Source organism: Streptomyces sp. AA4 (assembly GCF_000158875.1).
GTDB lineage: Bacteria > Actinomycetota > Actinomycetes > Mycobacteriales > Pseudonocardiaceae > Amycolatopsis.
This window is the reverse complement of record NZ_GG657748.1, coordinates 60586-82482: the sequence shown is the minus strand read 5'-3', so window position 1 is coordinate 82482 and position 21897 is coordinate 60586. Positions and strand designations below refer to the sequence as shown.

19 protein-coding genes are annotated in these 21897 nt (G+C 69.9%); 3 read left to right on the top strand and 16 right to left on the bottom strand.

Features of this window, described 5'->3' with window-relative positions; all coding sequences use genetic code 11:
- Nucleotides 1-500: 500 nt before the first annotated feature.
- On the top strand, nucleotides 501-2867 hold the full coding sequence (locus SSMG_RS40650) for an AAA family ATPase (protein ID WP_078561251.1): 2367 nt from the start codon (nucleotides 501-503) through the stop codon (nucleotides 2865-2867).
- Nucleotides 2868-2929: 62 nt separating this feature from the next.
- Here SSMG_RS40650 and SSMG_RS40645 read toward each other — a convergent pair whose 3' ends face one another.
- The 11 genes from SSMG_RS40645 to SSMG_RS40595 form a co-directional block, all read right to left on the bottom strand.
- The gene (locus tag SSMG_RS40645) at nucleotides 2930-4138 is read right to left on the bottom strand and encodes a cytochrome P450 (protein ID WP_158688148.1); all 1209 of its coding nucleotides are present in this window, start codon (nucleotides 4136-4138) and stop codon (nucleotides 2930-2932) included.
- 486 nt (nucleotides 4139-4624) lie between these two features.
- Complete coding sequence (locus tag SSMG_RS40640) at nucleotides 4625-5143, bottom strand: hypothetical protein (protein WP_037719182.1); 519 nt, start codon at nucleotides 5141-5143, stop codon at nucleotides 4625-4627.
- A gap of 227 nt (nucleotides 5144-5370) precedes the next feature.
- Nucleotides 5371-6444 carry a DNA cytosine methyltransferase gene (locus SSMG_RS40635; RefSeq protein WP_009086148.1) on the bottom strand — a complete coding sequence of 358 codons (1074 nt, stop codon included), beginning with the start codon at nucleotides 6442-6444 and terminating at the stop codon, nucleotides 5371-5373.
- A gap of 18 nt (nucleotides 6445-6462) precedes the next feature.
- Complete coding sequence (locus tag SSMG_RS40630) at nucleotides 6463-7557, bottom strand: hypothetical protein (RefSeq protein ID WP_037719180.1); 1095 nt, start codon at nucleotides 7555-7557, stop codon at nucleotides 6463-6465.
- 138 nt (nucleotides 7558-7695) lie between these two features.
- Nucleotides 7696-8724 carry an alpha/beta hydrolase gene (locus SSMG_RS40625; RefSeq protein ID WP_037719178.1) on the bottom strand — a complete coding sequence of 343 codons (1029 nt, stop codon included), beginning with the start codon at nucleotides 8722-8724 and terminating at the stop codon, nucleotides 7696-7698.
- Between the two features lie 223 nt (nucleotides 8725-8947).
- Nucleotides 8948-9289, bottom strand: a complete 342-nt coding sequence (locus SSMG_RS40620) for a hypothetical protein (protein WP_009086143.1) — start codon at nucleotides 9287-9289, stop codon at nucleotides 8948-8950.
- A 161-nt stretch (nucleotides 9290-9450) separates the two neighbouring features.
- A complete protein-coding gene (locus tag SSMG_RS40615; protein WP_009086141.1) occupies nucleotides 9451-10551 on the bottom strand; it encodes an alpha/beta hydrolase in 1101 nt (366 codons plus the stop codon).
- Between the two features lie 54 nt (nucleotides 10552-10605).
- The gene (locus SSMG_RS40610) at nucleotides 10606-11346 is read right to left on the bottom strand and encodes a YitT family protein (protein ID WP_009086139.1); all 741 of its coding nucleotides are present in this window, start codon (nucleotides 11344-11346) and stop codon (nucleotides 10606-10608) included.
- A complete protein-coding gene (locus SSMG_RS40605) occupies nucleotides 11343-12422 on the bottom strand; it encodes an aminotransferase class I/II-fold pyridoxal phosphate-dependent enzyme (protein ID WP_009086137.1) in 1080 nt (359 codons plus the stop codon). Before SSMG_RS40605 ends, SSMG_RS40610 begins: the two co-directional genes overlap by 4 nt.
- A complete protein-coding gene (locus tag SSMG_RS40600; protein WP_037719175.1) occupies nucleotides 12419-12967 on the bottom strand; it encodes a cupin domain-containing protein in 549 nt (182 codons plus the stop codon). Before SSMG_RS40600 ends, SSMG_RS40605 begins: the two co-directional genes overlap by 4 nt.
- Complete coding sequence (locus tag SSMG_RS40595; protein WP_037719173.1) at nucleotides 12964-13251, bottom strand: hypothetical protein; 288 nt, start codon at nucleotides 13249-13251, stop codon at nucleotides 12964-12966. The genes SSMG_RS40600 and SSMG_RS40595 overlap by 4 nt, the downstream gene beginning before the upstream one ends.
- Before the next feature lie 643 nt (nucleotides 13252-13894).
- Here SSMG_RS40595 and SSMG_RS40590 point away from each other — a divergent pair.
- Both SSMG_RS40590 and SSMG_RS40585 read left to right on the top strand, forming a co-directional pair.
- Nucleotides 13895-14557 (top strand): hypothetical protein, encoded by a 663-nt coding sequence (locus SSMG_RS40590; RefSeq protein ID WP_009086133.1) that lies wholly within the window; start codon nucleotides 13895-13897, stop codon nucleotides 14555-14557.
- 97 nt (nucleotides 14558-14654) lie between these two features.
- Entirely contained in the window at nucleotides 14655-15107 is a 453-nt protein-coding gene (locus tag SSMG_RS40585; RefSeq protein ID WP_158688147.1) for a hypothetical protein, read from the top strand.
- A gap of 158 nt (nucleotides 15108-15265) precedes the next feature.
- On the opposite strand, the gene SSMG_RS40580 is transcribed toward SSMG_RS40585, so the two are convergent.
- The 5 genes from SSMG_RS40580 to SSMG_RS40560 all read right to left on the bottom strand — a co-directional run bounded on the left by SSMG_RS40580 (nucleotide 15266) and on the right by SSMG_RS40560 (nucleotide 21137).
- Entirely contained in the window at nucleotides 15266-15898 is a 633-nt protein-coding gene (locus SSMG_RS40580; RefSeq protein ID WP_009086128.1) for a phosphatase PAP2 family protein, read from the bottom strand.
- Entirely contained in the window at nucleotides 15895-17085 is a 1191-nt protein-coding gene (locus SSMG_RS40575; RefSeq protein WP_009086127.1) for an MAB_1171c family putative transporter, read from the bottom strand. Before SSMG_RS40575 ends, SSMG_RS40580 begins: the two co-directional genes overlap by 4 nt.
- Nucleotides 17078-17638: a hypothetical protein gene (locus SSMG_RS40570; RefSeq protein WP_286157108.1), complete on the bottom strand. Its 561-nt coding sequence runs from the start codon at nucleotides 17636-17638 to the stop codon at nucleotides 17078-17080. The genes SSMG_RS40575 and SSMG_RS40570 overlap by 8 nt, the downstream gene beginning before the upstream one ends.
- Before the next feature lie 122 nt (nucleotides 17639-17760).
- The gene (locus SSMG_RS42810; protein ID WP_009086123.1) at nucleotides 17761-18306 is read right to left on the bottom strand and encodes a helix-turn-helix transcriptional regulator; all 546 of its coding nucleotides are present in this window, start codon (nucleotides 18304-18306) and stop codon (nucleotides 17761-17763) included.
- 542 nt (nucleotides 18307-18848) lie between these two features.
- Nucleotides 18849-21137, bottom strand: a complete 2289-nt coding sequence (locus SSMG_RS40560) for a hypothetical protein (protein ID WP_158688146.1) — start codon at nucleotides 21135-21137, stop codon at nucleotides 18849-18851.
- Nucleotides 21138-21897: the final 760 nt, after the last annotated feature.

The following is a 21897-nucleotide window of genomic DNA, read 5'->3' as shown; positions in this document are numbered from 1 at the left end:
AAGGCGTGGTCAGGCCTCGGCCGTGCCTGTGGAGGCGTGGACGGCTGGCCAGGTCGAGGGCGGCACTGGCGGCGTCGACGCGCTCCTCAAGGAGAAGCTCAGCTCCCGGCGCACGGCTTCGGGGCCGAGTACCAACGCGGGGAACAGGGCGTCGAAGTTCGTTGCTGCTCTGCGGCTGGCGGGGTGCGGCCGGTGGGCCGGGTCATCCGTCGGCTCCATCAGCAACCTCCCCGGTGTGCCAGGCCCAGCGTGGACGCTTTATTCCACTGTGGCGGATTCGGGGAGGCTGTGGGGTCCTCATGCCTCCTCAGATTTCCGCAGGGTCCTCGCTTCGTCGGGAAAACGCCTGGTCACCCTCCTCACTGTCAGGCGAGGAGGGCATGAGGACCCGGTTAGGATGCGGCGAGATCGGGTGCCAGCACGCGGACTGGTGTCGCTGGTAAAGCCGAGGCGTCCGCGTGGCGCATGCTGTAAATCCCTGGGGAGGGGCAGGCTGGCGCATGGCCAAGAACGGGGGGGATATGGGGGATGGCTTCATCCCGGGTCTGACCAAGCTGATCGGCCGGGACCAGGCGCTCGATGATCTGCGGCAGAAGCTCGCCGGGGGAGAGCGGCTGATTGAGCTGCTCGGGTGGGGCGGAATCGGCAAAACCCGGCTGGCACAAGAACTGTACCGAGATCTTCTTCGACGGAAAACGTACCAAGATACGGCTTTCGTCAGCCTGGAGAAGTATATCCGTTTTGTGAAGTCCGCTGCCTCCGCTGGCCCCCCGGCTGATCTCGCTCCGCGGATTCTTGGTGACGTCGCCGCTGCGCTGATGGATAGCCATCAGCCAGCCGCGCGGGATTTCGACTCGCTAATCTCCCTGCTTTCGGCTCGGCTTCGCCATCGTCGGGCGCTCCTGGTGATCGACAACGCCGAACCGGTTGCCGACGACGTGGCGTGTGTCCTGGAGACGCTCCTGGGGCAGGACGACGCGAGCGGGCTGCAAGTGGTGGTGACCAGCCGCGAGAACCTGGAAATCTGGGGCGAGAGCATCGTCTCTGTCCAGCCGCTGACCTGCCCCGCCGAGGACGCCGGCCCCGCCGATGGGCTGACGGATGCGATGAACCTGTTCCTCGACCGGGCTACGAAAGCCGCCGGACGGCCGGTCATTGAAATCAACGCGTGGGCCGATCTAGTCGCGTTGGTCCGCTATTCGCAGGGCTCGCCCCTGATTCTGAATCTGCTGGCCGCTCAGCTGGGCCTGGGTGCCACGGCTGTCGACCTGCTGGCGAAGATCGAGGAGCGAGGCCTCTTGTGGCTGGGCTTTTCGTCGGGGGCCCGAGGGATTCGGGAGCACCATCGGCGGCTCGACATCACCATGTCGGGGTCGTGGGACTTGTGCGGGGAAGAGGAGCAGTTGCTCTGGGCAAGGCTCAGCGTGTTCAGCGAAAGCTTCGGACTCGCAGCCGTCCAGGAAGTGTGCAGCGACGAAAAGCTGCCGCGGAACAAAGTCGAGCACCTTCTGGGCAACCTCAAATTGCGGTCGATCGTCGACCCCGATGCGTCCGGCCGCTTCACCCAGCACGCCGCGCTGCAAGAATACGGGCTGAAAATGCTGGGCGACGTGCTGGGTGAAGACCTATCCGTCTTCCGGGACCGTCACCGCGACTGGGTGGCCAAGCTGGCGTCTGACGGTGCCAGGGAGTGGTTCTCCCCGCAGGAGAAGCCCTGGCTCGACGCGCTGAATGTGGACGCGCCGAATGTGGACGCGGCGATCGACTGGTGTATTGAGCGCCGTGAGGTCGAGCAGGGCCTCACCATCGCAACGAACGCCCATCGTGTGAGGATGCCGTACCACCACGCCAAAGAGCCCCTGGTGGCACGGTGGTTCGACGGCCTTCTGGCGATCAAGAGCGAGGTGCCGACGCTGACCAGGGTCGGCGCCCTTTCCTCCATCGCGTTCATGCGCACTGTCCTCGGCGATCCGACCGCGCTGGAGCATCTGCGGGAAATCAAGCAGATCGCCGCAATGTTTCCCGAGGCTCGGGACTTCCCGCCGGCGCTGGCGGCGGAGGGCACGTACCAGGCGCTGGTGATGCTCGATCCGGCGGGGATGGACATGCTCAGGGCCGCGGCGGACGGCTTCGCGACCATGGGGCCCGACTTCGCCGGCGATGAACAAATGGCCAGGCTGATGCTGGGGATGAGCGCCGGGCTTATCGGCCCCGCGCACCTGGCAGACCTCACGGCAGATGAATGCTTGGCGCACGCCGAACGCGCCGGCGCACCGTGGGCCATCACGTGGGCGCAATGGCTTTACATGCTGCCGAAGCGCACGAAACGGTTGGATGTCGGCGGCAAGGTGATCTCCGCGCAGCTCGCTCTCGGTGATCGGTGGGCTCCGGGCTGGACCGCCGAAGTCAAATGGTGGGAGCTCGCCAAGCACGACCCGGAGGCCGCGGCCAGATTGTCTGGCGCATCGAGTGCCTGGCAGGAGGAGCACCACGTCGCGATCCCCGGCCTGCCCAGCTTCGGCCAGCACCGGGACGCCAAGATCGATTTGATCACGAGCCAGATAGGTCGGAACGGCTACGACAAGCTAGAACTGGAGGGACGCGGCCTCGGAAAAGACGGGATCATCAAGCTGATGTACATCCCGAGCCCGGCTCCGCCGGTCACGTTGAATGCACACCAGCTGCGCATCGTGTCGATGGTGGCTGCCGGCTGGCAGAACCGCGACATCGCGATCGAACTCAATGTCTCGGCAGCAACCGTGAGCCGACAGCTGACGGATGTGTACAACAAGCTCCATCTCGACGGTGACCGGACGAAGCTGGCGGCGTGGTACAAACGCCACGGCGCGGCCGGGGCGAAGCGGTAAGAACGGGTCGCTTGTCCCGCCTTGGTGGGTGATGCACCCTGCATCACCCACCAAGGCGCGTCTTACGGCGACGACCAGCACGCCGGAAGCTCGGAGACGCCGCGGATGACTCCGAATGTCCGGCGCGGGCGGGTCCCGGGTGCCAGACGAACATCGGGGATTGCTGCCAGCAGTTCTTCGATCATGACCCTGATCTCCATCCGCGCTAAGTGCTTGCCAATGCACTGGTGAGGACCGGTGCCCCAGGCAAGCTGCTGCGCTCCGGGTTCTTCCCTGCCCATCCGGAATTCCGCCCCGTCCGGAAAAACGGCTTCGTCACGGTTCGCGGAAGGCCACAGCAGCACTAGGCGGTCTCCCGGGACCAGCCGCACACCGCCGAGTTCGACTTCCTTGACCACCGCCCGGCCGGTAGCGGTGACGGCCGGTTCGTGGCGCACGGACTCGTCGATGACCTCCGTCAGGAAGGCCGGATCGGCGGCGGCGCGGGCCCGCAGACGATCGTCGTCGAACAGGTGCAGCAGGACGCCAGCGCAGGCGTCCGAGGCCGTCAGGTGCCCGGCGGCGAGCATGAGGCTGGCGAACTTCGCCTGTTGCAACGGGCTGGGCACTTCGCCGCCGACCGAGGTGCGTGCGACGGTGCCGAGCATTGACTCGTCGGAGACGTCGTCGAGGAGGGCAGCGAGGAAGGTCGTGTAGGCCGCACCGCGGCTCTCTTCCTCGTCCGGGGTGGAGGCTGTCATGAAGGCGCGGACGTGGGCGGCCAGCGCAGGCCGGTGCTGCTCGGGGATGCCGAGCACCGCAGCCGCAACGAGGGGCGGGATGACGCGCAAATACGAAGTTACGAGGTCCGTCTGGCCCTCGGTGACGAATCGCGCGATTGCCTCCCGGCAGAGCTGACGGACGTAGTCCTCGTGCTCGGCAGCCGCAGAGGCGGTGAAGTGGGGTGCCAGGAGCCGTCGCCACTGGCGGTGTTCGGCGCCGTCCTCCTCGAACATCGGTGCTGCGCATGGCAATTCCGGTGCCACTTTGGGAGCGGCGCCGATGTTCACGGCGGCGCTGAAGGCACCTGATGCATTACGGGCGGCCTCGGCTACGGCGGGGTGACGGAGGGCTATGTAAAAACCGCCTTGGGCCCGGCTGTGCGCCACCGGGCATCTCTCCCGCAGCTCCCTCAACCGTTCGTGGACGTCGTCGGCGAAGACGGGGTTGAGGTAGTCGAAATCAGTATCGGGACCTGCGCTCAGCGATCCCCGTTCCTCGCTCAAACTCACGTCGCTCCTAGGCAAGAGTGTTTCTTCGTGCCTATCGAAGGCGTGAGCCCTCGCGCAAGGAAACCAGAACGAATCACCTCGCCCGCTTGTTTGCATCAGCGAACCGGCGCGGTCGGTGGTGCGCCCGATCACTGGTGGTTCGGCCCGGGCCCGACGCCGCGCGCCGGGCCCGGGCGGTGTTCTCCCCCAGGACGCATCCGGGCCGGGGGACGCTTTTCGACGCCGGCCCGCTCTGCGCCCTCGCATAGCACGTGCCCTGGCCGCATGCCGCCTGCACCGCGACAGCCGCGGCCGCCGACGTCGCCCGGTGTGGTCGCGCGGCGGAACCGGATGATCCGCACGTCGGCTGACCTCGCCCCCGGGGGGACGCCTGCTGCCAGGTCGATGGTCCTGTCCCGTTCGTCCGCGGATCGCCTCCCGCAGCGACCCCCTTTCCGCAGCCGGAGAGCCGGGGCCGAGCGGACGCGCGGCTCGTTCTCTGCGGGATCAGCGGAGTTTGTCGAGCGCGCGCTGCAGTGCCTTGGCCGGGTAGGACTTCACTTTGCTGGTACCGCGCGTCACCGACGCAGCGGCGACGCGCGCCGACACGAGCGCTGCGGAGAGGCGTCGGAACCCTTTCGGTCCAGCCGGCCACTTGTGCTGCTCGCGCATGAGCCCCAGCAGCGCCGCCGCGCTCACATGGCTGTCGCCGTTGAGCAGATCAGACCCGGCGAGAGTGGTCAGGACCAGTGCGGTGTCGTCCAGCACCCGCTCGTCGCGCCCCTCGGCCCGCTTCGCGTTCTCGGCCGCGTCGCTGGCAGGTTCGCCGTCGCTGTGGTCCTCGGATTCGGCCGCTGCGGGGCTTTCGATGAGCAGCGGGCCCCGTGGCGGCGGCACGGTGTCGACGTGGCGGCGGACGAGTTCGGACACCCACTCCTCCGGTGTCTCCCCGGCGATGGCGGCGGAGAGACGCACCAGCCGCAGTACGTCGTGGGGGAGATCTAGATGGGGAAGCTTGGGCTGCATTCGGGACTCCTTCTGAGTCGAAAAGCGTTGCGGCTCGCCAGGATTGCGAGCGCGGGTCACCTTGGTACCAGGATCGTCGAATCTGCGCGGACCGGGACTATGCCAGGCGGGCACGAGGTGATTGTCGGCATGAACTCAGGTCGGCGCGCCAGCGCCAGCGCGGCCGGGGTCGGCCGCGGGCACCGCGATCGCGTGCTCCGGCGGTTCTGCCTTGCGGGCCACCATGATCACCGTTCCTCGGCTCCGTTGCCGAACAGCGTGGCCATCACCGCGCGGCTCAGTTCCGGGGGAACGGAGTTGCCGATCTGGGACTGGACGGAGTTGCGGCTTCCGGTGAACTGGAACTCGTCGGGAAAACCGAACAGTCTTTTGAGTTCGGGGATGCGCAGGCGCCTGTTCTCCCAGTGGAACGGGCCCGTGTACGGGCCGGGCTGCGCCTGAATGGTGGGGGAGGGCCGGTCCGGGTCCAGTTTGAGCAGGAACGACCAGTAGCGCGAGCGCCAGCGGAACAGCGGCGCCGGGTGTCCTCGTTCGGCCGTGTAGTGCAGGTAGTTCCCGCCGGGAGGGATGCCGGGCAGCAGGTGGCCGTACCGTCCTGCGACCTCGTCCGAGGGTTCCGGGCTCGCGGTCAGGCCTTCCAGCGCTTGGCCCGCCGTGACATGCGGCTTCCCGGGATCTCCTGGTACTCGGCGGTTCCGGGTGCCGCCGAACCCGGGCACGGGAAGCCCGGGCGTCGTCTTTTCGGTCTTGAGCACCCCGGTCACGAACAGCCGCTGTCGCGATTGCGCGACGCCGAAGTCGGCGGCGTTCAACACTTTCCAGGCGTGCTTGTACCCGGCGGCGTCGGCTTCAGCGAGCAGGCGCTGGAACGCGGGACGGCTGGCCCTGTTGTCGAAGGTCAGTGCGGAGACGTTCTCGAGGACGAAGCCGCGGGGCCGCGCCTCCCTCAGGACGCGGGTGAACTCCTGGAGAAGGCCGGCGGCTGGGTCGCGCCCTGCGCGTTTCCAGTCGAGCCAGAAGCCGGACTTCGAGAACGGGGTGCACGGCGGGCCGCCGATGAGCAGGTCGGGCCGCTCCCGCCGGGACAGACCCGCTGCCGCCATGATCTCTGTCGTGGGGACGTCGAGGATGTCGGCGCAGATGACCGAGCCGGCCAGATGCGGGAAGTTCTTCCTCATCGTGTCGGCGGCGTTGACGTCGCGTTCGACCGCGGCGCGCACCTCGAAACCCGCTTTCTCCGCGCCGAGGTCCAGGCCGCCGACGCCGGAGAACACCGAGATCGCGACGCCGCGGGTGGTCATGGTCGAGCCGCCGGGCCGTCATGCGGTCCGGCGGGCGGACAGCGGACTCCGCCCGTGGGCGAGCCGAGCTGCCAAGGCCATGTTCGCGGCCGCCGCGGCGAGGGTGCGCCGCCCGAGTCCGCATCCGGCAGCGATGCCCTCCACCGGTCCGCCCAGGGCGTCCGTGATCAGGACGAGCGCGTGACGGCTCTCGACGGGGTGGTCCTCGGCGACGACTCCCGCGATGACGTGGATTCCGCGTCGCAGCCGCAGCAGCGCCCGGTAGAACGCGGGGTCGGTGGAGGGCGGTGCGCTGCCGTGCGCGACGGGCAGGTGAACGGTGGGCATCGGGATGCCCCGCTCGGCCAGCGCGTCGGCCAGGGCGTTGAGGAACTGCACCGCGGCGTCGAGGTCGACCGGCGTGAAGAGAGGCTCGTGCTCGAGGTCGCCGTAACAGAGGTGCAGGATCCAGCGGGCATCCTGCGCTGCTTCGATGATTCCCGAGACCTGCTGGACAAGTTCGGCCGTCAGCAGCGGCCAGTCCTCGTGCGCGGCGCGATGGTAGGCGGCCAGGACGGCCGGGCTTTCCAGCTGCAGCTGGACCCGGTCGCCCCACCGGGCGGCGAGGGCGGCGACTTCGTCCATGACGGAGGCCTGCAGCGCGGGCATCCACTCATCGGCGGCCTCGGGCGAGCCGGAGGCGAAGACCGCGCGGTCGAACGCGTTGGGGATGCCGACTTGCAAACGGCGCGGGACGGCGCCGGTGTCGAGGGTGTCCAGGACGGCGAACACGGCCTCGGTCTGGGCGATGCGGCCCATCGCGAGGTCGGCGGGGTCGAGCTCGTGCCCGGGGCGGATCCGGTAGTAGGGGACGTCGTCGTATCCCTGGCTCGCGCCGGAGCGAACTTGTTCGAGCGCGGGAATCCGCGCCAGGTTGTCGAGCCAGTCGACCATCCACCGCGGGTCGGGCTCGTAGTACATCGCGGTCAACGGCGCGTCCCCGCAGTGGACCAGGGGCCAGGCGAGCGCGGCGCGGATGTCGCGGTGCAGCGGCGGAGGCAGCGAGCCGACCAGATGGACGGGAATCGACGCGGGGCGTCGGCGGGCGAACGCCGCGTTCGTGGTGATCGACATGACGGGAAGTCCTTCTCCGGGAACGGTTCGCGGTGCTGCGTGCCGGGCAGCGGCTCGGCGCAGAGGGTGCGCGAGCGGCACGAGGGAGCGGGGCCGTCGTCGCGACGCGGCGGCTGTTCGCGCCGCGACGACGGCCGGTTACTGCGCTGGGAGGGTGGTGTCGAGCCAGTGCGTGACGTCGCGGGCGGCGTCTGCGCCGTTGCGCGCCAGCTGCAGGTCGTGCCCTGCGCCGGGAAGCACGGAAGTGTGCAGGCGCGCGGCCGGGCCGAACGCGGTGGCCTGTGCCTGGGCCAGGGCTTGCGGGGACGCGCAGTCGACGGCGTTGCCCGGGGCGCAGAAGAGGCGGTCGTGGCTGCCGACCTGCAGCATGGTCGGCACGGTGATCTTGCGGGTGGTATTGCGCGAGAAGCCCTTCAGCACGACTCCGGTCAGCTCGACGGGCGAGGCGACGTCCTTGGTGGATTCGTCGTACCGGACGACTTCCGGGTCGACGTCGCCGGCGTCGTGGAACGCCGCGGCACGCGCGCCGGGCCGCGTCGTCAGGTACAGCGGGTCGATCAGCGGCCCGAAGGCAGGGTCCAGCGCGGCCGGCCACACTTGCGAGGTGAGCGTCTTGAGCAGCGCGCCGGTGTCGAGCTGGGAGGTGCCGCCGGTGAGCACAACGGCGTCGACGTCGTGGTAGGTGGTCGTCTCGACCGACGCGACTCCGGTGCCCATCGAGTGCCCGACCAGCGCGACGCGCGGGATCTGGGATCCGGTGACCTCGCCCGCTTTGAGCCGCCTGACGACCTGGTGCACGACGTCGGCCTGGCTGTCCACCGTCACCTGCGCGCTGAGCGGCCGGGAGCTTGTTCCCGACCCGAGCCGGTCGAGCGCCAGCGTGGTGTAGCCGCCGGAATTCGCTTGCCGGGCATAGGAATAGCGGCCTCCGGCGACGGGGTAGTCCCAATAGGACGCGTTGTAGGTGCCTCCGTGAAGCAGCAGCTGGACGGTGTCCTTGGCCGGGCCGTCCGGTGTGCACAGGACGCCGTGGACGGACACGTCGAGCACCCCGACTTTCGCCGGGATCGTGACGTCGCGGCAGGTTCGCTGCCCGGCGGCAGTGTCGGCAGACGCGGCGGGCGGGATCACGGCCGCCGCCAGCACCGTGGCCGCCGCGGCAGCCACTGCGGCGAACCTCCGCTGGAGCCGTCTGTTCCGGACAGGTGTGCGTGCAGGTTCCATTGTTCGATTCCCCCTGGAAACAGCGCCGCCCTGCCCCTGCAGCGCTGGGCGGCTGGTCGCAATGTTGTGGCGGCGCAGGAAGACTGCTGTCGTGCTCCTGCTGCGCGGGTGCCGCCGGGTGTTCCCGGGCGCGGGCGGCGCGCCCGGGAACGCCCGGCGGGGATAGTCAGAATCCGGTGATACGGGTGCCGTCCGGACGCACGACGCCCTCGCGGGTCAGCGCGTCATGGTTGCCAGCGGGCGACGCGGTGATCCGCGTCCCGTCCGGACGCACGACGCCCTCGCGGGTCAGCGCGTCATGGTTGCCAGCGGGCGACGCGGTGATCCGCGTCCCGTCCGGACGTACGACGCCCTCGCGGGTCAGCGGGTCATGGTTGCCGGCGGGGGCGGCGTACGCAGTCGCGGGAGAGACGGCAGCGCTCGCAGCGGCCGAGGTGGCCAGGCCGAGGGTGCCGGACACTGCCGCGACGAGCAGACCGGTGGCGAGCACCTTCTTTGTGTTGATCATTCGTTTCTCCTTGAGAGTTCATGGCTTTCGCCACGGGCGGGGTTGTGTGTGGACAATGGAGACAGCGGTGGTGCACGGCGGCTGCGGCGGGCCTCGCGGGCGGATGCCGCCGCCGCGGGTGGAGGGTGGCGCGGCAGCCGCGAGACGTGCCCGGGAGGGGCTCATGGCTCGCCGGCGATCCGTCCGGCTGTGTCGGTGGCCTGGGGCGCGCGGTGGTGCAGTGCGATGCCGAGCCATCCGGTGATCGCGTCCAGCGCCGCCCGGCGGGAGGCGGCCAGCGTGAGGGCGTGTCCGGCTCTCGGCTGGATGTAGGCCGAGAGGGGCCGGGAAAAGTTGCGTTGTTCGGCGGCTTTGAACGCGCCGGAGCTGCTGCAGTCGACCGCGGCGCACGACCAGGAGTCCTGCTGCCCGTTGGCTTCGAGCACCGGCGCGGTGATCGCCCTGGTTGCGGCGTCGGCGGTGCCGACTGTCGCGGCGTCGGCCAGTTCTGTGGCCGACCCGACGTCTTTGTGCGTTTCCTCGGCGCCGGTGATGACCGGGTCGGCATCAGAGGGGGAGTGGAACAGGGCGGGCCGGACTCCGGGGCGGGTGGTCAGCCAGCCCGGGTCCAGCGGCCGTCCTTCCTCGGCCGCCGGGTGCATGTTCGCGAGGGAATGCTGCACCTGGGCGGGGTCGATCGTGTGGGAGTAGGCGGTGAGCACGACGGCGTCGGCGTCGCGCGGGTACCGGCTGGCGGTCATGACGGCGACCAGGCTGCCCAGGCTGTGCCCGACGAGCGCCGCCTGCCGGTAGCGGCGCCCGTCGAGCTGCCCGGCCCGGGCCCGGGCGATGGCCTGGTGCACAGCCTCGGCTTGTGCGGCGCCGGTGACCAGGGTGCTGGCCGGGTGGCTGCTGGCGCCGCTGCCGATCGCATCGAGCGCCAGCGTCGCGTACCCGGCGGCGACGGCGCGGCTGACATAGGACTCCCCGCCGCCGGTGTCCAGATTGGACCAGTACGACGAGTTGTAGGTGCCTCCGTGCAACAGCACCTGGACGGCGCCGTTCCCGGGGCCGCGCGGCGCGCAAATAACTCCGTGGACGGACGCGTCGAGCTGCCCGGTGGACACGGGGATCGTGACGTCGCGGCAGGTGCGCTGCGCGGCGGCGTCGGCGGACGCGGCGGCCGGGATCGCGACTGCCGCGAGAACCGTTGGCGCTGCGGCGGCGACCGCGCCGAGCCGCCGGAGCCGTCTGTTCCGGACAGGTGTGCGTGCAGATGCCATTGTTCGGTTTCCCCCCTGAAACAGCGCCGCCCTGCCCCCTGCGAGGGCGGCGAATCACCGGTCGAACCGGTGCGGTGACACGTCGAAACGTTGCGACGGCAGCGGAATCACGTTGCCGGGTTGGGCTTGTTCGGGAACTCGCCGCGCTCGGCCCGGCCCCCTCCGGGCGCGGCGCAACAGCCACGCGATCGCCGGTCCGCAGCCGAGCGCCAGGACGAGCGTTCCCGGGCCGATCCCGCCGCCGTGCAGCGCGGCGTCGGGGCCGAGCAGCGCGGTGCCGACGACCAGGAACGCGATGTCGAGTCCGATGCGGACGGCCGCGATCCGGCGCGGACGGCCTTTGCCGAACGCGAGCATGAGCCCGTCGCGGGGCATCGGCCCGAGTTCGGCGGCGAGGTAGGTCGCGACCCCGGCACAGAAGCAGGCTCCTCCGGCGGCGAGCAGCCCGATCCGCGGAAGGACCGGGTCGACCGTCGGCAGCACGGCGAGCAGCAGGTCCGCGACGACCGCGGGGATCACGAACCCGACCACGGTGCCGACGCCCGGTCGGATCCGCAGCGGCAGGAACGCCATGAGCATCACCGCTTGCGCGGCGATGATCCCGCCGCCGAGGCTGAACCCGAACCGCTGCGCGATGCCCAGGTGCAGCACGTCCATCGGGGACATGCCGAACCGGGCCCGCTGCAGCAGCGCGATCCCCGCGCCGATGCCGACGGCGCCGACGACGAGCCGCGCCAGCCGGGACGCCAGCGCCGGAGCCTGCCCGGCCGGAACGGACCGGCGGTGCGCGGTCACGGGGTCCGCTCGCCGGCTCCGCTCGCCCAGGCGCGGGCGGCGGCGAGCATCAGGTCGTTGTCAGCGCGGGACCCGAGGGTGATCCGGACCCCGAGACCGGGGTAGGCCAGCACGGCGATCCCGAAATCGCGGCAGTGCCGCTCGAACCGGGCTGCGTCCTCGCCCACTGGAAGCCACACGTGGTTCGCGTGCGAGGGCGGAGGAACGAATCCCTGCTCCCGCAACGCGTCCAGCACGCGCGCGCGTTCGGCGGCCGTCAGGTCGCACCGCGCGCGCATCCGCTCGCGCGACACCAGCGACGCCAGCGCCGCGGCCTGGCCGACGCCGGAGACCTCGAACGGCAGCGCCGAGGCGGCGAGCTCCGCGGCCAGCATCGGCGGCGCGATCGCGTAGCCGACGCGCAGTCCCGCGAGCCCGTAGGCCTTGGAGAAGGTGCGCGTCACCGCCACGTTGTCGTGGCCGCCGGCCCAGCGTTCCTTCGCCAGCGCGACGCCGTCGGCCAGGCCCTCGGCCGCATATTCGACGTAGGCCTCGTCGAGCACGACCAGCACGTCCGCGGGCACTGCGGCCAGGAACCGGCGCAGCTGCTGCTGACCGGCGATCGTGCCGGTCGGGTTGTGCGGGTTGCTGATCACCACGACGCGGGTCGAGGGCCCGATCGCCGCCGCGACCGCGTCCAGGTCGACCGCCCAGTCCGTGCTCAGCGCCACGGTGCGCACCGGCGCGCCGGCGTGCGCGGCGAACAGCCTGTAGGCCTGGAACGCCGGGTCCGGCACCAGCAGCTCGTCGTCGGTCCGGGTGCACACCGCGGCCAGCAGGCGTTGCAGCAGCGCCGAGGACCCCGGCCCGACCGTCACGGTCTCCGGCGGCACCCGCAGATGCTCGGCGAGCGCGTGGACCAGGTCGGCGCTGACGGTGTCGGGGTAGCGGTGCACGTCGCGGACCGCGTCCATCATCACCCGCAGCGCGGCGGGCAGCGGCCCGGACGGCGATTCGTTGCCCGACATCCGCACCATCCCGACGGGCGTGCGCCCCGGGGCGTGCTCCGGCGCGGCGCGGACGCCGCCGGCAGTCACGCCCCCTCCCGCAGCACGGGTACCGCGGCCGGGCGCAGGCGCGCGTCGAGGCGGCCGCGCGCGTAGTCGCGGCGCAGCCGATGGACGCGTTCGTCGACGAGCGCGTCGAGATCGGGGCGCAGGACCGTGTCCTCGCCGAAGGTGCGGTCCGTGCGCGCCTCGAACCCGAGTACCCGCGCGCGGGGATGGAGGTTCACCGCAGCGTGGGCCACGCCGGGCGGGATCCAGATGACCGAGCCCGGGCGGTGCAGCACGGGAGTCATGTCCTCGCCGCACAGCGACGCGGCGATCCCCTCGACGACGATGACGACGATCTCGGACTCGGGGTGCTCGTGCGCGTAGGTGCTGTGCCCGCCCGGCATCTCCACCGCCCCGACCGCCAGGCGGCGCACGGGCGCGACGCCCGCATGCACTGCCGGGGTCAGCACCTGCTGCTGCTTTCCCCGCACGGAGGGCAGCTCGTAGACGTTGGTGTGGAAGGGTTTTTCCCGTGCCCGCCGGGGCTGCGGGATCGCCGGCACGGCCGGGTCCAGGTCGGCGCTCATCGCGCGCCCGCCGTCAGCCCGACCCGGAATTCGGTCAGCTGCTCGTCGACGTCGTACTCGGTGAGCACGGTGAGGCCGCTGGCCGTCAGGTTCGCGCGCACGTCGGCAGCGGTCGGCCCGGGCAGGCGCGCGAGGCCGACGAAGGCGGGCGGTGCCGTGTCGCCCGGCCGGTGGCGGGCCAGGTGGGCCCATCCGCTCCACCGGTCCCAGGTCATCACTACGTCGCCGTCGTCCGTCGCGGGTTCGGGCGACGTGCGCGGCGCCGGGATCGTCTCGGTAATCATCTGGTTCCCCCTTGGCTGAAACGCCCCGGGCCACGCGGTTTCGCGGTGCCCGGGGAACGTGAACCGGCCGGGGACGACGTACGGAAGGCGGGGAGGGCGACGGGGCCGATGCGACTATTCGACCCCCGCGTTCGCCGCCGGCACTGCCGTCGTCACGGCCGGTGCGGTCTCACGACCGGAGTCGATTGCTTCCTGGGCGGGATGGGGGGAGGTCGCGCCCGCAGCCCCTCAGCGGGACGGACGGCGTCCGGCTGCGACGCCTCGCCGGGCGGCGAGCGCCGCGGCGGCACACGGAAACAGCGATCACGAGGTCCCCCAACCTCCGGTGTGGCCGATTCCCCCCGAACCGGCCGACAGGCCTTCCGGCTGTGCCGCAGCACGTCCCGGAAGCCCCGCTAAGATCCACTCTTTCCCGGAAAACTACGCTGAGTCAAGTCCGACTTCACCGCGTCTACCAGCCCTGACGCTCCGCTGTCGGCCCTGAATCGAGCCCGTACGGCCTCCGGTTCGATACGCACAGCGACGATGGCAGGGGTGGTCCGGGGCGCTCGCGGGCGTTCTGCCTGCTGGAAACGATCTCGACACGCTATTGTGTAGAACACGTACCGAGGTCTTGACAGGTCGAGGAGAAGGGGGGGAGGGCATGCGCGTCAAGGAGACTGCGGGGTGGACCGCCGCGGCCGAGCTGGACCGCGATTTCGCGGCCGGGATCCGGCGCGAGGCGATCGTGCCTCCGCCCACCATGCCTCGCGACCGCGCCCCCGGCGAGCGCGTGCTCGCCGAGTTCTCCCGCGCGCGCCGGGCCGCTCCGCGCTACGAGCGCTTCCACGGCCGCGACGTTGAGTACGTTCCCGGCGGGCTGTCCGTGGTCGCCGGCAGCCCGGAGCTCGTCGGTGCCTTCGTCGTCGGCGCCGCCGCGATGCGGATGCGGGGGCGCCGCAAGGCGCGGGCGATGTCCGCAGCGCAGTGGCACGAGTACGACCTCGCCACGGTGGTGGTGACCACCCACCGGCTGTGGTGCCAGAGCGAGGGCGACTGGAAGAACTTCAACTACGACCAGGTCACCCGGCTGGGACTGGACGCCTCGGCTCCGCCTCCGGCGTTGACGCTCAAGTTCCGTGCGGCGAACCAGCTGCGGCTCAGCGGGGAATGGGCCGCGTGGATCGCCGTCGCGGTCGCCTACGGCGTCCACGGCCTCGGCGCCTGCACGCTTCCCACGCTCGCGCCCCTGCGTGCGGCGAACGCGTCGGCCGTGAAGGGCGCCGCGGGCGCCGCCGTCAATGCGCACGGCCGCGGTCGGCGGTAAGCCCGGGCGGTCCAGAACCGGCTTGCCACCGGTCCGGTCCGCCGATGCCTCGGTGACGAGACTCGGTCTGGCGTCCTCCGGGCGTACCGTGTTCCTCATGGAGGGCCAGGGGGAACAAGAGTCGCGGTTCCGCATGCTGCTGCCACAGGGGCGCCAAGCCCAGCACCTGGCGATGGGTTTCCCCGGGCCGCTGCCCGGGGAAACCGCCGACGACGACCAAGACCAGGCGCTGGTGCTTCGTCCCGATCCGCCGTGGTTCTTCACCCGCCGCGTGGCCCCGAACTGGGTACATGGCCAGAACCCCTGGGCAGGTGTGGACCGCGACGGCGGGCCGCCGCCCGGGGAACCCGCCGCCGGCAACGACGAAGACCAGGCGCTCGTGATCCGCCCCGAACCGGATGCCGCTCCCGCAGCCGGTCACGCCAACGCTCCTGCGGCTCACGACCCCGGCACCCGCAGTTCCGCTCGCAGCCGGATGCCACCGCCGGGAACCCCCGGCAGCCGTCATAGCCGACTCAACCATGCCCGGGACGCGCCGCGGACGTGGTGAGACCGCCCGCACGACATGCCGGGCAGGGATACCTCGACGCCCTCGCCGACATTCGGCGTCGGGGCCAGGGCCGGAACATCGGCCCTGGCGGGACGGCCGGGCCGACAGCTGCCGCGCGGACCGGAGACGACCAACGCGGTGAATCGTCGTCGGTCCGCTTACAGCAGCCAGAGGAACAGCGCGCCGCAGACGACGAATCCGGCGACGCCTCCTGCGGCGACCTGGCCGGGGGTGTGGTCACGCAGCACGACCCGCGACCAGCTGACCAGCGCGACCAGCAGTAGCAGCAGCAGCGCCCACGGGCCGTAGAGGAACGCGAGCATCGCAACACCGCCGGCGGACACGGCCGCGTGCATCGAGATCTTCCACTTGGCTGCCACCGTGATCGTGCCGGTGACGACGAGAACGGCGAGCATCGCCCAGGTCATGATCACCATGGCCGGGGGAGCGGACCCGACCAGCAGGATCGTCAGCCCGATCGCGGTCGACCCGAAGCACACCAGCAGCACCGGACCGCGGCCCTCGCGGTTGTTGACGTGATGGCTGTCGTACTGCCCGGCCTTTGCTCCGCGCGTGATGAACGCCATCGGCACCCCGGCGGAGAACACCGCCACAACCGCCCCCCACAACAAAGTCGGCCAGAGGCGGAATCCGGTCGCTTTGGCAGCCATCGCCAATGACAGCAACAGGATCACAGCCCAGGGGGCGAGGATTTCGGTGATCACCCGAGCGGCCCGCTGCAAGGTCGTCTTGGCGTGCGAGTCGCGGGTGGCGGGCTTTTGAGCGGTCACGGTGTCACGGGATCCTGTGCTGCGGGGGGGGCGGGCTGGGCGAGGGCGGCGGCGACCTGTTCGAGGAACGTCACCGACGCGGCGAGGTTGTTCCCGGTGCGGGGCGGGGGGATGCCGCCGGCGTCGGGCGGCGGTCTCCCGGCGCGCTTGAGGCGCAGGGCTTCGCGCAGGCACTCGGCCTCCACGAACGCGGCCAGTTCCGTGTCGGCCAGGCCGCGTTGCACGCCGGTCTCGAACATCGCGCGTTCGACGGCGGGGTCGAGGTAGTCGCGGATCCGTTTGCGCCCGTCCCAGATCTCGATCACCCGCCGGTGCAGCGCGAACGTCGTGGCCCACCACGGGGCCGGGTTGGCCAGCACGACCTCCGGGGTGACCCCTCGGTCTGGGTCGGCGAATTCCCGCCACAGCGGCTCGAGACGGCGGTACGCGCCTGCGTGCCGGAACCACGACCGCGCCGCCGACAACCGCGGCCCGAGGGCGGGCAGGACCAGACCGACCAGGGCGAACGTCACGCCCAAGGCCGAGAGGACGACCTCCACCTGCAGCTGCGACCACGGAGGCGGGCTGCCCGCCACGACCAGCAGGCTGTAGGCGATCTTGTGGGCGCTGTAGACGAGGCTGATCCAGCAGCCGATCGCCAACAGGCGCAGGCCACGACGCATCCACGGCCTGTCGGTGATCCGCGACCACCGCGACGCGAGCCGGGAGATCGCGAGCATCGCTGCGGCGAACCCGGCGGTGTAGGCCAGCAGCATGGAGGTCAGCCAGAGACCGAAATAGCGTTCGAGATGCAAGAAGTCCGGCTGCTCCGTGGCCAACGCGGCGACGAACCCGACGGTCATCGCCGCTGCGGCTGCCAGCAGAACGGCTCCGTGCGGCGCGAACGCCCTCCACGCCCGGCGCTGCTGCGGGATGACCGAGAGGAAGAAGAACAGCTCCAGCCCGGCGAACGCGATGAAGATCAGCCAGTGCTGGACGATCCAGATCACCTCGGCGCTGGCAGGCGACACCGGCACCCACCGCAGGCCGGAGATGATCGCCAAGGTCAGCGTCAGGAACGCCGACCACAGCGCCCACATCGCCGGCCTGCCGGGAGAGCGGATCAGGTCGACGAGCTTGTAGACGACGACGCAGACCCCGACGACGACGATGAACAGGTGGAAGACGGTGCCGATGCTGTCAACCACGCACGCGCCCCATCACGTCGTCCATCCGGTCCACGGCGTCGGCGGCCTCTCCATCGAGTTCGCGGGGCCCTTCCGGAACCAGGCGCATGCCGGCCCTGTGCCAGATGATGTGCGCGGCGAGTTCGGCGTCTCGTTCCTGCGGATCGGAGTAGCCCGCCCGGTACAGGCTCACCTGAACCAGGTCGTCGTCGCCGGCCCCGTCCATCCTCAGCGCGCGCAGCACGTCCGGATGGGTCAGCCGGAACAACGGCACCGACGGGTCCTCGCCCTCGACCCGCTCCATGCCCACCGTTCGCAGCAGATTGGGATTGAAAGGCTGATCTGCGGAGCCGCGATGACACAAGATCATGTGGCCCAGTTCGTGCAGAATGATGTGCTCGCGGAGAAGATCGGCGGCGGAGGCGTCGTAGATGATCAGGTCGACGGTCGGGCCCGGCAACCAGACCGCGTCCGGCGCTTTCACAGGCAGGGGAAGCGGCAGCAGCTCCATCGGGCGGCCGCGGTACGAGGCAAGACGAGCGGCGAATTCCTCCAGGTCCCACGGCTTCGGCACCCCGATTTCGTCCAGGACGCGGCCGATCGAACGGCGAAGCTCCCGAAGCTCGCGGAACCGGCCGATCGGCCCGCCCGGAGAGCGCTGTCGATCGCCGTGCGGCCCCGGCCCGCCAGTCTCGGTCATCCGGCCGAGGTCCCCTTTCCCCCGTCTGTATCCCCGGCCGCCTGCCGGTTGTGCTTCCGCTCGACGGCCAGCAGATTTGCGATGAGACCTCCGACGATGTCCTGGTTGTCGTCGCTGAGCTCGCCCGCGCGCATCAGGTGATGCCGCATTGTTCCGTCCCGCAGGGCGAGCAGGTAGCGTAGCTCGTTCATCGACGCCGCCGGGTCGTCGTCAGTGAAATAGGACGTCTCGACCCCGAAGAACTTGGCCAAGCTCGCCAGCGTGCCGATCTTCGGGTCGTCAGTCTCACCGATTCTGAGCCGCCGCACCGTCTGCGCGCTGATCGACCCGAGCCCCTGCTTCTCGATGCCCTCGGCGATCTCGACATCGCTCCACGGGCCGCCTCGCGACTCCGACCGCACATTGACCAGGTACTGGAGGCGGTCGGCGATCGTGCTGCCTTTGCCTGGTTCTTCCATCACCGACCCTTTCCCCCAGCGAACATAGATGTTGAGTTGAGCCTCAGTCTGCGACATCCATGTTGACTCGTGAATGACCTTCACTTTAGGGTGCTCACTGGTCGATCCACAACAACGGGGGTCGCCGAATCAGCGTCGTCCGTGCCAGTGGGTGGCACGTCGACGCAAATCCGGTTGCAGGTACCGCGGGGCGGGACACTCGCAAGCCTCCACGCGGACTGCATGAAGAGGGGGGAATGTGTTCCTGCCGCCGACAGCAGGGGGGAGTTAGCGCTGTCGGCGGCAGGACCATGCGGAACACGCCAGGGGGGTGACGTCCGCCTTCCCCACTCTAGTCCGCTGAGGTCTTCGACGGGCTACTTCGCAGACTGCCCGGCTCATGACTCACCCACAAAGCGGGTCGACGGCACATCAAGCGGAAATCAGGTGGAAGCTGTAGCCGACCTCACGGGACACCTCATGCGATCGATGCTGCCTTTAACCGCCGGGCAACATCAACCCTTGCACACGGGTCCGGGTGCGGCAGGCGATGCGGCGATCGAACCCGGGGCACGGGTGATCACGCTTCCCACCTGCCTCGCCCATGTCTGTCGGCCTGCGGAGAAACAAGGTACTCGGCGAGCCGCTTAGGGTGGTGCGCTCGCACTCGCTCGTCGTTTCGCGATCAGTGTGCGGCGCAAGACGGTCGCGGCGCTGGCAAGTTCCGCGAGATCTGGTTCTCCGCGCTCGTGGCAGCGAATGCACAGACGGCGGCCGGAGTCGTCGGTGGCGATCGGCTGGAGTGGCCTGTCGCATCCCTCGCACTGGGAGGCGCTGACGAGTTCCTCGACGAGTTCCAGGAAGAACGTGAACTGGCGCCGTCCCGGGGTTGCGCTGGTGAAGTCGAGAAGATCGAGCCAGTCCCTGATGCTCTCGTCGTTGGCGAAATAGTCGGCGTGCCCGGCGAACCCTGCGATGTGCTGCCGCAGGTCGTCGACGTAGTCCTTCCAGTACGGCGGAACGTCGGAGACACGATCGGACGCGCCGACCTTCCCGTGCCCGCTGAACTCGCGCGCCAGGGCGACGCGCTCCTTGAACGCCCCGCTGCGAGTCTTGCCCAGCGCGGCGCCGATCTCAGTCCAGGTCAGGCCGTGCTCACGGGCCAGGTCGAACCATGCTGCGCGCTCGCTTTTGATCCGGTGGTAGACGTCGTTCGCGAGGAGCAGGCCCGCACGCCCGTCCGCCTGGCGCCGCTCGGTCGGGGTCGGCAGCTCCGGGTCGACGTGGCGCGCGATAGGTCGGCGGGGGTCGACGATGTAGGCAAGCATCCCGTACGTGTCGTCCCGCGAGGGAATCCGCTCGATCAGATCTTCGCGGTCGGCGAGGTCGTCGACCCACCGCGCCTGCAGCTCCTCGACGGTGTCCGCGACCAGATCGCGGCGTCGTCCGCGGCCGTCGAGGACTATCTGTTCCCGCGGGTCGGGAGTCGCCCTCCGGCGCCCGCGTCGCCGCCCGGCCGAGCCGGACGCGAGGCGACGTCGGCGCATGCCCACCGCGCTCGGAGCGGTGACGCCCAGGGCCGGCGCGGTCTCGCTCTGGGTCGCATTGGTCGCGAGGTCGAGGTTGAACGCGATCAGTTCGGCTTCGAGGCGATCGCGGGTCTTGCTCAGGTCCTCCCAGACGACGAGCGCGGCCAGAAAGTCGGATTTCACCAAGGGTTCGACATCGTGCCGCCGGCGCAGTGCCATCAGGAACTCATAGGCCGGCAGATCCGCCGGAAAGTCCGTCGACCGACGCTCTCGCAGCTCCCGCAACGCAGTCTGCCAGGTCGGAACCCGGGGCGCTGCCCGCGGCGGTCGCGGCCAGCGTCGGCTGAGCGAAGCGATGACCTCCGCGACCTCGTCGGTCCTGCTCCAGGAGCCGCAGGTGAAGGGTTCCGGCGCGACGTACTGCGCCCGCAGCCGTGCAGAGGCGTCGGGGATGGGGGAGGGCAAGCGCCGCGCTTCCAACACCGACACGGTGGCCGCTGTGCTTCGTGCAAACAGCGCAGTCCATGCCGCGGCGGTCGGGGTGTACCGCAACTCGACCGCCGGATGTTGCTGCGCCCACACTTCGAGAACCGGACCGGGCGGAACACTGGCCGCGACGTGAAGGACCAGGTCAGACGGAACCTCGTCCCGAAGCCGGGACAGGAAGCCGATGGCATCTACGGCCGCCTGCTCGTCCAGGACACAGCGCTTCCGCTCGCCGAGGCGCGCTGCGATGCGTGCCACGGCCAGGCATTCGTCGAATGTCTGCTGTCGGCCGCTCAGCATCGCTGTCCGGCGTAGCTCCGACTCCTTCGACCGGTTTGTCGGATCCCGAACGCTTGCGGCGAAGACCGCGAGCATCAACCCACTCGGGATGACACGGTCCCCGGCCGGATCGGAGTCACCCGGAGCGTCGGCGGGAGCGCCGCCAATGGCGAGAAGACCGACCAGCGTCCGTGCACGACCCGCGAACCATGGATCGGCGATCAGGATGCCGGGTGGAGGGGGAGTGAACCCGGCTTTTCTCCATACCTGTGAGATCGTGCTCTGCGACAGAACCTCTCCCAGCCTCTCGGCCAGTGCGGTCGCTGTCGCGGGCTCCGCGCCTGGCGAGGTGACGGCCTGGAGGATGGTCTGCTCCCGCAGCAACATGTCCGCCGCGCAAGGAGCCGGCGTCAGCAACCCAGCGACCCGATGCCGCTCGAACCGCGAGCGCCATCGCGCCTCAGTTCGATTGAGGTTCTTGATCGACTCTGTGGTCGCGTTGCCCGAGCCGATGGCGGCAGCGGCGAGGACAATGCGTGCACGCTCGCCTAGCCGACCCGGAGCCGTTGCAAGAAGCGAAAGGATCCGGAACTCCGCTTCGGTGAGCCGCAGCGGAGTCCCGGGGGGGCTTTGTCCGGTCATGCCGAGAGACTTGCACATCAGGCTGCTAATTGCGCGCATTTAGACGTTGCCTTGACGAGGTCGACTCCCACGGCAGTTAACCTCACCGCCCTGACCTGCAGAAACTCTACCAAGAAGGGTGCGGCTTCTGCGTGGTGGCTCAGTGTCTGATTCCCCCGAAGGTTTCAGCAGGGAACCCCGAGAGTTCGACGGGGGGTTCGGCGGTGCGTGTGAATCTTTCGACCCGCAGGTCCAGCCGCGTTCGCCTCGGCAGCAGTGTCTGCGTACTGAAAATCTCTGGTGACACAGCGCGGCTCGTCCCGGCAGCGGTCGGAGATTTCAACCTGCAGACCATTGGCACGGACACTGAAATCTTCGGGCATACGACACTCGGACAGAGGCGAGGGGGATCCTTTGACAAAACGTCACCGTGACGAAGCACGTGGAGGTGAGTTCTCCAGCCCCGCCCGAATCTGATCGGGGGGCCCTGCTCGATTCAAGCTCTGCGCTCCGGGGGCCGACAACTGGCTGATTGTGGAGCCTGGCGCTGGAGACCGCGCACCGGCCGAACACGACCGGGGTGGAGTGCTCTGCCCAGCGCGCCCCCCTTTGTCCGGGCGACGGACCGAGAAGCCGATCCGTCGATTTCGACGGATCCGCACCCTGCCTAGGCCTCCGCCCCGTACCTTGTTTAACGGACTCAATCGGAGGGCGGGGCTACGGACCTTCCGTATAGAGGAGTGCCACACCTGGGCCCCGCACGACCCGAGTTCGAGCGACT

Coding starts and splice junctions, on each gene's coding strand:
- SSMG_RS40620 (WP_009086143.1), bottom strand. CDS start 9,289: ATGATCAACACAAAGAAGGTGCTCGCCACCGGTCTGCTCGTCGCGGCA.
- SSMG_RS40650 (WP_078561251.1), top strand. CDS start 501: ATGGCCAAGAACGGGGGGGATATGGGGGATGGCTTCATCCCGGGTCTG.
- SSMG_RS40590 (WP_009086133.1), top strand. CDS start 13,895: ATGCGCGTCAAGGAGACTGCGGGGTGGACCGCCGCGGCCGAGCTGGAC.
- SSMG_RS40585 (WP_158688147.1), top strand. CDS start 14,655: ATGGAGGGCCAGGGGGAACAAGAGTCGCGGTTCCGCATGCTGCTGCCA.
- SSMG_RS40595 (WP_037719173.1), bottom strand. CDS start 13,251: ATGATTACCGAGACGATCCCGGCGCCGCGCACGTCGCCCGAACCCGCG.
- SSMG_RS40560 (WP_158688146.1), bottom strand. CDS start 21,137: ATGACCGGACAAAGCCCCCCCGGGACTCCGCTGCGGCTCACCGAAGCG.
- SSMG_RS40615 (WP_009086141.1), bottom strand. CDS start 10,551: ATGGCATCTGCACGCACACCTGTCCGGAACAGACGGCTCCGGCGGCTC.
- SSMG_RS40630 (WP_037719180.1), bottom strand. CDS start 7,557: ATGTCGATCACCACGAACGCGGCGTTCGCCCGCCGACGCCCCGCGTCG.
- SSMG_RS40600 (WP_037719175.1), bottom strand. CDS start 12,967: ATGAGCGCCGACCTGGACCCGGCCGTGCCGGCGATCCCGCAGCCCCGG.
- SSMG_RS40640 (WP_037719182.1), bottom strand. CDS start 5,143: ATGCAGCCCAAGCTTCCCCATCTAGATCTCCCCCACGACGTACTGCGG.
- SSMG_RS40635 (WP_009086148.1), bottom strand. CDS start 6,444: ATGACCACCCGCGGCGTCGCGATCTCGGTGTTCTCCGGCGTCGGCGGC.